Here is a 14,632-nt window from a genome sequence, read left to right as displayed (position 1 = left end):
AAGTGTCTTATTACCCATAACAGATGTAATAAGGTAAATTATTTGCAGCTAACGGTCAGAAACTGTTAAATTTTGCGTAATAGGTCACTGCCCTTATTAGGTGACTTCATGTTAATCTTACCCAATAGTGTTCATGTGCGTTTTGAGACTAGATATTATATCTAGTCAGCATGTCCATATAACTTGATAGGTTTAAATCAGATGGTTATTTTTTCTGCTTCGGCTATGTTTTTTTATTGTATTGCATTGATTCTTGCCACTAGCCGGCTATTTCATGCTGATGGTCCCAATCGCAAACTTCTTATGATGATATCTGCTCTGGGTGTGGTAATGCATGGTTTTGCTTTATCTCATTCAATTTTTACACTTGATGGGCAAAACTTCAGCTTAACCAATGTCATATCAATGGTGAACTGGATCATCGCATTTACCTTTACCGTTACCTTACCGCGGCTAAAAGTGATTGTCGTGTTGCCGGTAATTTATGCCTGTTCAATCATCTCGGTAGCTTTGCTATGGCTACTACCTCCTCAATATATCACTCATTTTGAACTGCACCCGGAAATTCTTGCACATGTTGTATTATCGCTTATGGCATACAGTGCATTAATGATTGCAGCACTTTATGCACTGCAATTGTGGATTATTCAAAATAAGCTTAAAAATAAGAAAATGATCATGAGCACTGCTATGCCACCGCTTATGACCGTAGAGCGTCAGCTATATCACCTTATTGTGATTGGCTTTATTTTATTAAGCTTGTCACTAGTGACTGGGTTTGTGTTTTTAGAAGATATGTTTGTTGATGGTAAAGGCCACAAAGCTATCCTGTCGATGGCTGCCTGGGCTGTATATGGCACTATGTTGTGGCAACACTACACAATAGGCTGTCGTATCCGCACTGCTGTGGTTTACAGTTTATCTGGTGCAGGACTACTTTCATTAGGCTATTTTGGTGCCCGTATTGTTAAAGAATTGATTATTAATTAATTCCCACTTCGGTTATGACTATGAAAGTAGTCATAACCGTTAAAAAGCGGGTACTTTCAACGAAATGAAGTTGTTCACTCTGCATGATGTCTTTTACTTTACTAATATTATAAGCCTCTATAACTTGACTCTTTTCGTCAGTGGTTAATAATGCTGGTTAAATATATCTATTCTGGTCGTCAATAACGGCCTACATACCATAACGGAGCCCCCTTCCTTGGACGCTATATCTACCAGCGCACTGTTAATTTTCCTTGTAGTATTGATTTTGATTTCTGCATACTTTTCTGGTTCAGAAACCGCCATGATGACGCTTAACCGTTATCGTTTACGGCATTTGGCTGGCAGTGGTAACAAACCAGCACAGCGAGCGCTAAAGCTACTTGATAGGCCAGACCGATTAATTGGGCTTATTCTTATCGGCAATAACTTAGTAAATATCCTCGCATCTTCAATTGCAACCATTATCGGTATGCGCGTACTTAGCCAATATAATATTGATGAAGCTGCCAGCATTGCTATCACTACCGGCGTACTGACTGTCGTTATTTTGATTTTTGCAGAAGTCACCCCCAAGACCTATGCTGCATTACACCCAGAAAGAATCGCCTTTCCATCAAGCATTATTCTGAAATGGCTATTGATTATTATGCTGCCGTTAGTAAAAGGGCTTAACATTATTACTAGCGGTTTCCTGCGTTTATTAGGTATTAAAACAGTCAAAACCAATGATGCATTAAGCCAAGAAGAGTTACGTACCGTTGTTCACGAAGCTGGTGCGCTCATCCCCCAGCGTCACCAAGAAATGTTATTGTCGATATTAGATTTAGAAAAAGTCACCGTAGAAGACATTATGATTGCGCGTTCCGATATTTACGCTATCAATATGAATGATGATTTTAAGCTCATTAATAAGCTTGTTATCCAAAGCCCACATACTCGTGTATTAGTATATCGAGACACAATTGATGATTCGGTTGGGTTTATCCATTTACGTGATGCTCTTCGTCTACAATCAAAAGAGCAATTTAGTAAGTCATCATTATTACGTGCGGTAAAAGAGCTGTACTTTATTCCTGAAGGCACACCGCTAAACGTGCAGTTAGCAAATTTTCAACAAAATAAAGAACGCATAGGGCTGGTTGTTGATGAGTATGGCGACATTCAAGGACTTGTGACACTTGAAGATATTTTAGAAGAGATAGTCGGCGACTTCACCACATCAATGATGACGACACCAAGCGAAGATATTAACATCCAACAGGATGGAAGCTTTTTAATCGATGCAACTATTAACATTCGTGATTTAAATAAAGAGATGAAATGGGATTTCCCCATCGATGGCCCCAAAACGCTCAACGGATTAATTGTTGAATATCTTGAGGATATCCCTGCAGCTAACACAAGTTTACGTTTAGCTGATTATCATATAGAAGTCATCGAAGTATCGGATAACATGATTAAATCCGTGCGGATTATGCCAAACTCACCCATCGTAGACCCTGATGAGAGTATTATTGGTTAACAGTAATTGGTTAGCTTCAATTAGTTAGCAGCAATGAATTAACTTCAAATTAGTTAACAAATAAAAAGGAACCTTCGGGTTCCTTTTTTTGTCAACGCCAGTACTTAACTCGCATTTTATTAATTTAGTTCTACACTTAAATTTAACACTTAAGATAATTATTAAAGTAAAAAAGTGTAAGGATCAACTGCGTGAGAAAAAAACGCCTACTAAGCTACTATACTTTTTTGTGTATATTCTTTTTTGCTCCTCATCTTACTCAGGCTGTGGTGCTATTTGACACGATTGGAGCCGAGCATGGCTTATCCATGAACACTGTTAATGATGTCATTACGGATCAAGATGGTTATTTATGGATAGCAACACAGGCTGGTTTGAATCGTTACAATGGTAAAGAAATTAAGATTTACTTAAAAGAAGATCAATATGGCCCATCAGGCAATCATATTAGTCATTTGTATTACAGTAAAAAAGGTGAGCTTTGGCTGTCCACCGTCAATGATGGTTTAAATAGATTCAAACCAAAAACCAAACGTTTTGAGCATTACAACGCGCCTAAATTTGGATTACCCTCTAGCGGAATTAACGACCTAAGTGAAGATAGTGAAGGTAATATTTGGATTGCTACTAATAACGGAATTTATATTTTTTCTGCTACACAAAATGTGGTTATTGAACACTTAAATATCGGCGACAAAGGTTTATTAGATGACAATATTCACGGCCTATTTTTAGATAAATCATCGCGTTTATGGGTTTATCATAATCAAGGCCTACAACTTTACTTACCTGAACAAAAAAATTAACCACGATATCTCAACAATCTAAGCAAACAAAATATATTACTCGTATTGCAAATGGAGACGATAATAACATTTGGCTAGCAACCAGTAATAGTGAATTATTGCATCTAGATTTATCCCAAGGGTTAACATCGCCTACCACCACTTTGCACCAGTTATTTTTTCCCGATACCATTCAGCAAAACAATATCAATGACTTAGCTTTAGATATCGATGGTAAACTTTGGATTGGCTTTCAACAAGCTGGTGTAGCTTGGTATCAGCCAGACACACATCAATTTGAACATTTTTCTCATTCAGCAAGCAATACTCGTAGTGTCAGTAGTGATTTAATTACCAGGCTGTGGATAGACGACGAACACCAACTATGGATTGGCACAAGAGGGGCTGGTTTAAGTAAAACAGATCTAAATAGCCAAGCTTTCAATACTATCAATCAATATGCATTCTTTGAAAACAATATCTCTGATAACGATATTAGAACTATTTATCGAGATAAACAAAACGTCCTTTGGATTGGAACTGCCCAAGGGTTATTCATTGCAGCAGAAGATACTCAAAGAAACATTACTGGCTTCTCACTTTTTACCCACCCACAATTTGATAGTAAAAGCTTTATTAGTTTTATAACACAAGATGATAAACAACAGCTTTGGATTGGTACGCGCGGCAATGGTTTATATATCATGGATATTAAAACCAAGGAAATTAAGCAATATGTAGCTCAGCCAGATAACCCTCTGGCAATAGCAAGTAACCATCTTTATAGCATTTTATTCGATGACACTAAGCAAGCTTGGGTTACGACAAAAGATGCAGGGCTAAGTTTATTTATACCCACTATATATGGTTTTAAATCCTGGTCTCATGATCCCAATTTACCGGACAGCCTTGCGAGTAATGAGATAAGTAAGATTTTACCTGCTCAGCAAGGCGGGTACTGGATATTGACTTATGGTGCAGGGTTAATTCATATGTCTGTAGAGGGAAAATTTACGCAATATGCGCCAAACACTGTTGAGCAATTTCCTAGCAAACATTTATTTAATGCGTATTGGATAAAAGATAGGTTGTGGATCTCTTCCAGTGATGGGGTTTTCTCTTTTATACCTGAAACAAAGGCGGTGCAACTATTTAATAAGCAAAATGGTTTAATCGACAATATCGCTTACCTTATGGTTAAAGATAAGTCGGATCAACTCTGGGTCGGTACATCTGAAGGGCTTAGCGTTCTTAATAGCAAAGATCATACAATACGTAATTATACTGATGTGGACGGGCTTCAGAATAATGAGTTTAATTTCGGTGCAGGCTTTGTTGATGATAATAATCGTGTTTATTTAGGTGGCATAAATGGGTTTAACATCATTACTCCCTCTGATTTACCCGTCACACCAGAACCTAAAATGCCCATTATCGACGAGTTTTACTTATTAAATAAATTGCAGCGTCTACAAGATGACACACGGTTTAATCAATCGCTGGATGTCAGTTATGCCGATAATATTCAGTTGAGTTATCTAGACACATTATTTTCATTTCGTTTTCACAGTAATAATTTACATCAAGCCCAACAGATTAAATATGAATATAGGATGCTAGGACTACATCAGCAATGGTTTGATGATTTAAACAGTCATGTTGCCCATTTTTCTGGCTTATCACCGGGTAAGTACCAATTTCAAGTCAGAGCTAAAAATCACAATAATCAGTTTAGCCAGATAAGAACCTTGGAGATTCATATTATGCCCCCACCCTGGCAAACATGGTGGGCATATTTACTTTATTGCTTGTTTTTTATTGCCATCATCGGATTTTTTAGCTGGTTACAAACTCGCAAATATCGCATTAAAGTCTTTATGATGGAGCAAGTTGCTAAAAGCGAGCAGCGATTACAGCTCGCATTATGGGGCAGTGGTGATGAGTTTTGGGACTGGGACATTCGCAATAAAACCGCTACTCGCACTAATACTTTTTTACAATATCCTGAACACGAAATCAGTTTAATGGACACCCTACAACAGTGCGTTCACCCTGATGACTTACCCCATGTAATTAATATTATGACCTCTTGCTTAAACTTAGAGGAAAATAAATTTGAACTGGCTTATAGAGCAAAAACACCTGATGACAAATGGCTTTGGGTACTTAATAGAGGTCAAGTGATAGAGAGAAATAATCAAGGCAAACCAAACAGAATAACGGGTACAATAAAGAATATTCAGTCGTTAAAAGAAACTGAAGAAGCACTAAAGCTGCTCAACATTGAGCTTGAAGATAGAGTAAAGTCTCGCACTGAAGAGCTTAAACTCACTCAAAATGAGCTCATTGATAAGGAAAAAATGGCCACGTTAGGTGGACTCGTCGCAAGTATTACTCACGAAATGAATACTCCAATCGGTATTAGTGTGACAGCGACATCGCACCTTTCAGACAGGGTCGAGGAGTTCAATAAAAAATATCAATCTGGCGATGTTTCACACGAAGATTTTGAACTATATCAATCTGAAGTTGCTGATTGTGCAAGACTGATGCTATCTAATTTAAATAGAGCAACTAAATTAATACAAAGTTTCAAAAAAGTTGCGGTGGATCAATCGCATGAAGAAGTAAGAGACTTTAATCTGAAACAATATTTAGATGAAATATTTGTGTCACTGCACCCATTATTATCCCGTACTAAACACCAATATGATTACCAGTGCCCTGAAGATATTTCATTACACAGTCAGCCGGGCGTACTGTATCAAATTATCAGCAACTTATTAAATAATTCGATAATTCATGCTTACCCTGATAATAAAATCGGCCAACTGACTTTAACCGTAACGCGAGAACCTAACGGGCTTAAAATTATTTATAAAGATGATGGATGCGGTATGTCAGATGAAATTAAGCAGAAGATTTTTACCCCCTTTTTCACCACTAAACGTGGACAGGGTGGAAGCGGCCTGGGAATGAACATTCTATATAACTTAGTTAATCAGGTTTTAAAAGGCAAAGTCACCTTGAGCACGGCTCCAGAACAAGGCGCTATATTTACAATTGAATTACCCGAAGAAATAATGACGAAACAAATAAATTGAATCTGGGTGTTTTATGTGTGCTTATATCGTATGCTAATCTATAGCAATCAATACAACACTAATCCTATAAATTAAAGGACAGACTAATGGACGAGAGACGCAAATTTTCGAGAATTCTATTTGATGCTAATGCTTATCTTGCTCAGGCTGAGTCTACCTGGCGTACAACGATTCTAGATTTAAGCCTTAATGGTGCTTTGGTCGAAATCCCTGACACATTCAGCGGTACAAAAAATAGTGATATAACATTAGAGTTTGTATTACCTGATTCAGATATTCAGTTAGTCATGAACACAAAAATTGTACATAAAACTAGCAAGCATTTAGGCTTACGCTGTTTACATATCGATGTTGAAAGTATTAGTCACTTGCGCCGTATTATTGAACTTAATTTAGGTGATGCTGAGCTGCTTAATCGAGAGTTGGAAATGCTAATCCAACCCGAAGAATAAATAACCGTTCAATTTAACGCTGAAAACGCACAACTAGAGTGCGTTTAAAGCTTCAGTTAATTTGTTCACCCCAATAATCTCCATTCCCGCTGGTGTTTTTTTGGGCATATTAGCTTTAGGTACTATAGCACGTTTAAAACCATGTTTAGCTGCTTCAATTAAACGTTCTTGGCCATTAGGCACAGGTCTAATTTCCCCTGATAAGCCAACTTCACCAAAAACAACTAAATCAGTTGGTAAAACCTGACCGCGAAAACTCGATACCATCGCCAATAATAACGTTAAATCGGCACTGGTTTCAGTTACTTTCACACCACCTACAACGTTCACAAACACATCTTGATCAGACATCTGCAACCCACCATGGCGGTGCATCACCGCCAGTAGCATGGCTAAACGATTGGCATCCATCCCCACCGCGACTCGACGAGGGTTAGACATGGCTGAACTGTCGACCAGAACCTGCAACTCCACCAGCAATGGACGCGTACCTTCCCATACCACCATAACTAATGATCCCGATGATGCTTCATCGCCACGGGATAAAAATATTGCGGAGGGATTGGCCACTTCTTTTAAGCCACGTTCCGTCATCGCAAAAACACCCAACTCATTAATTGCGCCGAATCGATTTTTATGTGAACGTAAAGTACGGTAACGACTATCACTATCACCTTCAAACATCACCGAGCAGTCAATACAATGTTCTAATACCTTCGGGCCAGCTAAACTGCCATCTTTGGTGACATGGCCAACCATAATGACCGCTATACCATGCTGTTTTGCAAATCGGGTCAAATATGAAGCTGACTCTCGAACCTGAGACACACTTCCTGGCGAAGATTGAATATCGCTCATATGCATCACTTGAATAGAATCAATCACAATCACTTTAGGCTTTATTTGTATCGCAACATCACAAATAGCTTCAACACTGGTTTCAGACAGCATACGCAGATTTTGAGTCGGTAACCCTAGACGATGGGCGCGCATAGCCACTTGTTGTAAAGACTCTTCTCCCGTGACGTACAAGGCGGGCATAATTTGCGCTAATTGACACAAGGTTTGCAGTAAAAGCGTACTTTTACCAGCGCCAGGATGGCCACCAATAAGTATCGCGCTACCAGGAACAATACCGCCACCAAGAACCCGATCTAACTCACCAAACGTACTGGCAATACGAGGTAACTCATTTAAATCTATTTGATCGAGCGTCTGTACTTCTTTACTGGTGGAACCGGCATAACCACTAAACTGATGGGTACGCGTAGCACTGCTTGCGCCCAAACGAACCTCTGTGATCGTGTTCCATTCCTGACAGGCATTACACTGCCCTTGCCAACGCGGAAAATCTTGACCACATTCATTGCACACATATGCTGTTTTATTCTTTGCCATAATGCTCAGTTAGTAAATTAAAAAGTTGAGGAAGAACTCTTTTCAGTCCAAGATATATCAAATCATAGACACTAATTGTTCTGTAAACTTTATCATTTATCTCAAATAGGGTTAAGATTAACTTCAGACCCATACTATTGATAAAGCAATGTCTTTTCATGCCGATAAGATTAACAGCCAGACTCACAATAAGCATTAAAAACGATAATAGAAGATGAGCCTAGACAACCACAGCGCACTTATAGAACAATTAAAGCCCTTATTAATGGAACCTGATTTTCAGGAACTGTTCGAAAGCCTTACGGCTGATGAATCAAATTCTACCCGCTTTTTACTTAAAATGGAGCTAAACCGCATATCAGCCCTGTGTACTCGCGTAATAGACTTACGTGATAAAACCGAACTGGCCTGTGAAGAAGTTTTCATTGGTAACCAACGACACTTTTTAGATGCGCCCTCAAAAGAAGCCCTTGAAGAAGCGTTACCTATTTATCGAAACAAATACACCTTAGGTGTGTATGAAAAAGTCATTAAAGCTCACCAAAAACGTAAACAGCTTAAACAAGAAGGCAGCACTAATGAACCGAGCCTAAATGCCTCACCGTTTATGGTACCAGGTATTGTTTTAGGCAGTTATTTTAATCGTAGTGAAGAGCGAATGAACTACAGCATTAAAATTGCTGTGTCACAATCTGGATCCGCTGAAGTATTAGGGGCTACCCTAGACTTATCCGTTGGCGGCGCCAGAATAAAACTCCCATTAAAACATAACTTTCAACCTGAGAGACCACTTAGGGTAAAGTTGCTTGAACTTAATGAAGAGTTTTACTTTGAAGACTTACAGCAGGGTGTTGATTACGCTATTGTTGATATCCAAAATAAAGATGACAACGCCATATTTCGCCTAAAACGAATTGGTAGCAGTGAAGAACTAGATAAGGTTATTGCTCAATTAATTAATAGTTATAAATTTCGCTACAAAGTCGATGTCAACGATGTCATTGTTAATGCTACAGGTTTAGGGTTCGAGCGTCATTACTTACCCTTACAACCTCATTTACCTGTCTACATTTCGATTAAAGAAGGTAAGCCTCATATCACCCATGCCCTGCTTGGCCGCGGTAATCAGCCATTACTGCATTTTTTTCAAAATGAGGATGATATTAACCAGCTGCCAGGGATGTTAACTAATAACCGCATAGTGCATTTATTAAAGTCACCGGATATTACTGAACATCAACTGATGTTTTGTTTTACACATATAGCCAACGAAAAAGTGCACTTTTATTCAGCGACATTATTTGAACTGCAACAAAGCGAACACTTGGGATTATTCTTAGGTTTTGGTTCAAAAAAGTCTAGTTGGCGGGTCTATAAATTAGTTAGCCAAAAAGTGGATCATAAACTGAATTATAAAACCTCTACACTTCCGGGCGATGATGCACAATATTCAGCATTAACAGAACAACAGTTAGCCAGTTTTAGTCATATTATTCAAGTTTGTGATATCACAAACTCGAGTGTAAATAGCCAATATCAAGCTTGGTTCAATAACCAAGATGTAAACCAACTAAAAACCTTTGCGCAACGTAAAATAAATGTGAATAGTATTAAAAGAATATCAATGCCATTTACAGAGCGGCGCCATGAATCAAGATTCGCTTTTAAAACATTAGTTAACATCAAACAAGGTAATAAAATTGCTTCTGGAATAACCCATGATATTTCTAGCCGAGGCTTGCAAGTAACCTTAGCGGAAGCATTCGATTTTAACTCACCAGCATCTGTTAGTCTTAGCTTGCCTAGCTTACAGGCCAAAGCAATTCAGATTGACTTGAGCGCATTACCATACCAACTTATTAGAACGCGCTCAAAAGGCAGCATACTTCATTTAAGTGCATTAATTGGTCACTCACCACATATCGGCGTTGAATTTTTAAATAAACTGATCAATCACAACAAAGCAAAGTTAACTCAACTGTCCGATAAAGATGGTGAACAAAAAGAGCTGGCTGATGGAATGAAAAATTTGATGATGCGTGAGCTAGTTAGCGTGCCATATTTTATTGAAAAACAGAGTAAATCATTCTCCCTTTCAGCCATCGGCATTGGCACCAAAGTAGATGAGATAAGCCATTTATTCTCTCAAGATACAGATCAAATAATGCAATACAACCTGACACCGCTCATGGCAGATGGGGTACTAAAAAGTCAAATTATAGATCCAATTAAAACAATGAAAGCCGCTGATGATATGCGCTTTTTTGAAGTATTCATTCAAATAACTAGACACGCTCGTGGCACAATCAATCTAAATTGCAAAGTTGCGACAGAAATCAGTGTCGTAGATCAACAATCTTTTATAGAACAAAGCCAACGTTTAGGTAGATTTATGGCGTTAAGGGTATATTTGGGGGCAGCAGATAAACCAGATATGACCTATATTCGTCGTGAATTAGAATATATTACTATCCATGCAAATCATAAAGCCAAGCAGCTTGAAGAACAGCTCTGGAAAGTTATTGGTATTGGCGAATTTCTAGACATCACGACAGAAGTAAAATTACGTTTCCCTAAACTGAGTACAGTGCAAAACAACAAGAACTTAGCCGCATCTTAATGGATCATAATAAAATAAGCTTTAGCATCGTCAGTCACTCAGCTCAAGATACCACTTTTTAATCTGCATAAAGTGGTCATCGTTGGCTTGTTTGTGAGTCAACATATCCGCATGGCCATAATCATTTAGGTAGCCATTTTTTTTAGCAAGCAAGGTATATTTTGCTTGCTGCAAACCGCACTCTGCCATCATATCTTGCACATCCGACGGGTTACCCAATACAGTGTCATTTTCTCCGGCAATAAACCACGTACTAGGCCAGTTTGCACTTTTTGCAGCAAGTGCGTAATTAAACTGGTCATCATGGTCTATCCACTCCCCCTAACCCAATCAATACTCTGGAGTAGTGATTGATGGCTTTCATTATCCATACCAAATCGATAACGGTTAGCATCGAAAAAGCCTTGCCTAGATACACAAAAAGGGGCGAACCGGTTCCAGAAAAGATCTACCATTAGCCATTTTCGTAATGACTTAATTTTGATGGTACGTTTACTACCAAAAGTTAACAGTGAGGCGACACTCGTCTGTAAATCCGCAAACCGAGCTAAACTACTTGCCATTAACACTCCCCCCAGGAATGTGCGCTCCAATGTACTTTTGATGTCATAGGATGACGTTTTAAAATAAATGATTGCACCAAAGGTAACTGCTCTCTAATAACCTCCCCTTGGCCTAATTCATATTGCTTATCAATCAAGGGAGTACTTTTCCCCCTTCCTGCGGTATCTAGCACATAAACATCAAACCCTTGCTGCGCCATAAAACAGCCTAAACCACGCCCTGAGTCACTATAAAAGACTCGACCGTTAGACATAGCACCATGCAGCATTAAAATAGGTGTGAGACGCTTATGCGAAGTTTGAGCTGGAATATAACGTAGATGTAATTGCCCCTGTCGATAGGGAATAAACAAAGACTGTTGAGTGGGTGATATCAAAATGGCAGCTATTGGTATTGAGTGAGTAAGCCCATACTTAACCATAACTGCCATCAATATCAACTAAAATAGAGCAAACATCCTAAATAATACAACTGCGCTGTTTTGAGTAACAACAGCAGCGTAATGCTTATGAGGCTTGTAAACAAAAAACCAAAGCACGTAAATCTAATTTATTTACCGCTAAATTGGCCGCATTGATTAACTTAGGCTTACCATGGAACGCAATTCCTAAGTCAGCGGCTTGGATCATCGGGATATCATTAGCACCGTCACCGATAGCCACTACTTGTCCTGTTTCAATTTGCCACTTTTGAGCACACTTACCAATAACAGTCGCCTTATATTGCGCATCGACTACATCACCCGATACATGACCAGTCAGTTTGCCATCCTCAATAACCAGTTCATTAGCAAAGGCTGCATCTAACTTTAACAGATACATTAAATGATTCACAAATGGCATAAATCCACCAGAGGCGACAACCACTTTCCATTGGTTAGCTTGTAACTCTGCTAAAGATGCGGTTAAGCCGGGCATCAATGGTAAATTTTTGCATAGTGTATCAATGATAGTTGCATCTGCATTAGCGAGTTTGCTTACTCGTAATCGTAAGCTTTGTTCAAAATCTAATTCACCTCGCATCGCACTAGCGGTGACTTCGGCCACTTCATCACCCACTCCAGCTAACACAGCTAGTTCATCAATACACTCTATCTGAATCGCCGTTGAATCCATATCCATCACTAGCAATCCTCGCTGGTTCAGCAAAGGTAATGGCGCAGTAATCAATAATAATTCAGCCGCTAAACTATGCTGAGTCACACTAATATCAAAAGCCGACTTCATTTCAGTAAAAGACTTACTGGCTGAAATTTCTATACCGATAAGATCATTTTCGCGTTCAAGTACGCTAAAATACGCAGGAAACGGCAGTTCAGCAAGCCATGCATCAATGTGTGATTGAGCCGATAATTCAAATATCACTCTAACACGTTCATGACTTAAAGAAGCGATATCACTATGATACTGCGCCTCTTCATAGCGTTGGCATAATAGGTCATTGTGCCAATACTCAGTGGTAGTTGATGTTAATAACCAAGATAGAATACTGACACCTCTGTTACTTGGGGTACTCTTATTAAGTGCATTGGCGGATGCTAGACTTCTGCGGTGCATGGATCAGACCTCTTTGATTACAACTATCTACTGATGAGTTTTTAGATTAATATAATTTCCACACCACCAAGCCATCAAAAATATGGCAATCAGGCGCCTACTAAGCGTTTCATTAAATAGAAAAATGACTGAGGATTAAAGTGATTTTTGTTAACGGTCTCAAGAAAAGACAAAAAATTAGCAGGATCATTCAGGTTATTGTTGCCATAGGCTTAGTATTAGGCCTAATCAATCTTTGGCAAAGCAGCTTGAAAAACGGTCAAAAACTGTTGAGTTCACAGACTCAACTTATGGCGAGAACCCTTGCGCAACAGGCGGCAAACGGTGCAGCTCCGGCTATGTTTTTACAAAATGATGAACAACTACGATGGCTGACATCGACTTTAGCATCAGACCCTAAAGTAATGTCGGTTAATATTTATAACTCTCAAGGAGTCAGACTCGCTTTTGCCCAATCAGTGACTACCGATGATTTAGCACCTGATTCAGAAGCATTACGTCAACTATTAGCCAATTATCCACCATTAATTGAAAATGTGATGCAACAAGACAATAACCTTGGCTATGTGGAAGTAAGATTAGACCTGAGCAAATTTTTTGATGAAATTAAATATTTGCATCAAGAGAATATGGAACTATTGAAGTGGATGCTACTTGTGGCCAGTTTTATTGGTTTCTTGTTATCACGCGCATTATCGTTTAAGCGCGCTGACTTTGATCGTCGAAAAACACGTATTAAACAATTTAGAAAACATCTCGCCTCTAAAGATGAGCCGGAAGATAAAAGTTAATAAAATTATGTAAATATAAAATAAAAAATGGGCGCTTAATGCGCCCATTTTTATTGGTATGCAATTAAAACTAAAGTGTTAATGCAGCATCCAAAGTCATCACTATCATGTCATTGAAAGTCGTTTGACGTTCATCAGAAGTGGTTTTCTCACCAGTACGGATGTGGTCTGATACAGTGACAACACATAGTGCCTTAGCACCTAATTCATGGGCAACACCATATAAACCAGCGGCTTCCATTTCGACACCTAATACACCCATTCTTTCCATAACATCGAACATTTCAGGATCGGGTGTATAGAACAAGTCAGCAGAGAAAACGTTGCCCACTTGAATTTTAGTGCCGTGTGCTTTGGCAGAATCAACTACAGCGCTTAGTAAGCTGTAGTCCGCAATTGCTGCAAAATCTTGGTTTTTGAAACGTAAACGGTTAGCTTGTGAATCAGTACATGCACCCATACCAATAATCACATCACGTACTTTTACATCCGTGCTAATAGCACCACATGTCCCAACACGGATTAAGTTTTTAACACCGTATTCTTTAATCAGCTCATGTGCATAGATAGAACAAGATGGAATACCCATTCCTGAACCCATTACAGAAATACGCTTACCTTTATAAGTACCCGTAAAACCAAGCATGTTACGTACATCGGTTACTTGCTCAACATTTTCTAAAAATGTCTCTGCAATGTATTTTGCACGTAATGGATCGCCTGGGAAAAGCACTGTCTCAGCAAATGCACCTTCAACAGCATTAATATGTGGTGTAGCCATGTTATAACCCCTATGTTTCTATTTTATTTTGTATTGCTTAATCTTGTTGATAGTTTAGCAAAGCTA

Annotated in this window: 10 protein-coding genes and 1 pseudogene; 7 read left to right on the top strand and 4 right to left on the bottom strand. The window is 38.8% G+C overall.

Annotated elements, in window-relative coordinates:
• Nucleotides 1-201 precede the first annotated feature (201 nt).
• From ACRWQM_RS04380 to ACRWQM_RS04360, 5 genes are all read left to right on the top strand, one after another.
• Nucleotides 202-990, top strand: a complete 789-nt coding sequence (locus ACRWQM_RS04380) for a cytochrome C assembly family protein (RefSeq protein ID WP_434931379.1) — start codon at nt 202-204, stop codon at nt 988-990.
• Nucleotides 991-1,207: 217 nt separating this feature from the next.
• Nucleotides 1,208-2,515, top strand: coding sequence for an HlyC/CorC family transporter (locus ACRWQM_RS04375; RefSeq protein ID WP_434931378.1), 1,308 nt, complete (start codon nt 1,208-1,210; stop codon nt 2,513-2,515).
• A 191-nt stretch (nt 2,516-2,706) separates the two neighbouring features.
• Entirely contained in the window at nt 2,707-3,321 is a 615-nt protein-coding gene (locus ACRWQM_RS04370) for a ligand-binding sensor domain-containing protein (RefSeq protein ID WP_434931377.1), read from the top strand.
• Nucleotides 3,322-3,419: 98 nt separating this feature from the next.
• Nucleotides 3,420-6,404, top strand: coding sequence for a sensor histidine kinase (locus ACRWQM_RS04365; protein WP_434931376.1), 2,985 nt, complete (start codon nt 3,420-3,422; stop codon nt 6,402-6,404).
• Between the two features lie 86 nt (nt 6,405-6,490).
• Entirely contained in the window at nt 6,491-6,856 is a 366-nt protein-coding gene (locus tag ACRWQM_RS04360) for a PilZ domain-containing protein (RefSeq protein WP_434931375.1), read from the top strand.
• 33 nt (nt 6,857-6,889) lie between these two features.
• On the opposite strand, the gene radA is transcribed toward ACRWQM_RS04360, so the two are convergent.
• Nucleotides 6,890-8,254, bottom strand: a complete 1,365-nt coding sequence (gene radA / locus ACRWQM_RS04355) for a DNA repair protein RadA (protein WP_434931374.1) — start codon at nt 8,252-8,254, stop codon at nt 6,890-6,892.
• A 214-nt stretch (nt 8,255-8,468) separates the two neighbouring features.
• On the opposite strand from radA, the gene ACRWQM_RS04350 reads away from it, so the two are divergent.
• Nucleotides 8,469-10,874, top strand: a complete 2,406-nt coding sequence (locus tag ACRWQM_RS04350) for a PilZ domain-containing protein (RefSeq protein WP_434931373.1) — start codon at nt 8,469-8,471, stop codon at nt 10,872-10,874.
• A 30-nt stretch (nt 10,875-10,904) separates the two neighbouring features.
• Here the strand turns inward: ACRWQM_RS04350 and ACRWQM_RS04345 are convergent.
• Together ACRWQM_RS04345 and serB are read right to left on the bottom strand one after the other, a co-directional pair.
• Nucleotides 10,905-11,859 (bottom strand): annotated as a pseudogene (locus tag ACRWQM_RS04345) (alpha/beta fold hydrolase).
• A gap of 85 nt (nt 11,860-11,944) precedes the next feature.
• Nucleotides 11,945-12,994 carry a phosphoserine phosphatase SerB gene (gene serB, locus ACRWQM_RS04340; RefSeq protein ID WP_434931372.1) on the bottom strand — a complete coding sequence of 350 codons (1,050 nt, stop codon included), beginning with the start codon at nt 12,992-12,994 and terminating at the stop codon, nt 11,945-11,947.
• Between the two features lie 140 nt (nt 12,995-13,134).
• Between serB and ACRWQM_RS04335 the strand changes: the two genes are divergently transcribed.
• Nucleotides 13,135-13,785: a YtjB family periplasmic protein gene (locus ACRWQM_RS04335; RefSeq protein WP_434931371.1), complete on the top strand. Its 651-nt coding sequence runs from the start codon at nt 13,135-13,137 to the stop codon at nt 13,783-13,785.
• 70 nt (nt 13,786-13,855) lie between these two features.
• On the opposite strand, the gene deoD is transcribed toward ACRWQM_RS04335, so the two are convergent.
• A complete protein-coding gene (deoD, locus tag ACRWQM_RS04330) occupies nt 13,856-14,566 on the bottom strand; it encodes a purine-nucleoside phosphorylase (RefSeq protein ID WP_188840584.1) in 711 nt (236 codons plus the stop codon).
• Nucleotides 14,567-14,632: the final 66 nt, after the last annotated feature.

It is taken from the genome of Shewanella sp. HL-SH5 (assembly GCF_051163755.1).
In the GTDB taxonomy this organism is placed as follows: domain Bacteria; phylum Pseudomonadota; class Gammaproteobacteria; order Enterobacterales; family Shewanellaceae; genus Shewanella; species Shewanella glacialimarina.
The sequence above is the reverse complement of the archived record's forward strand: the minus strand, read 5'-3'. Positions and strand labels throughout refer to the sequence as shown.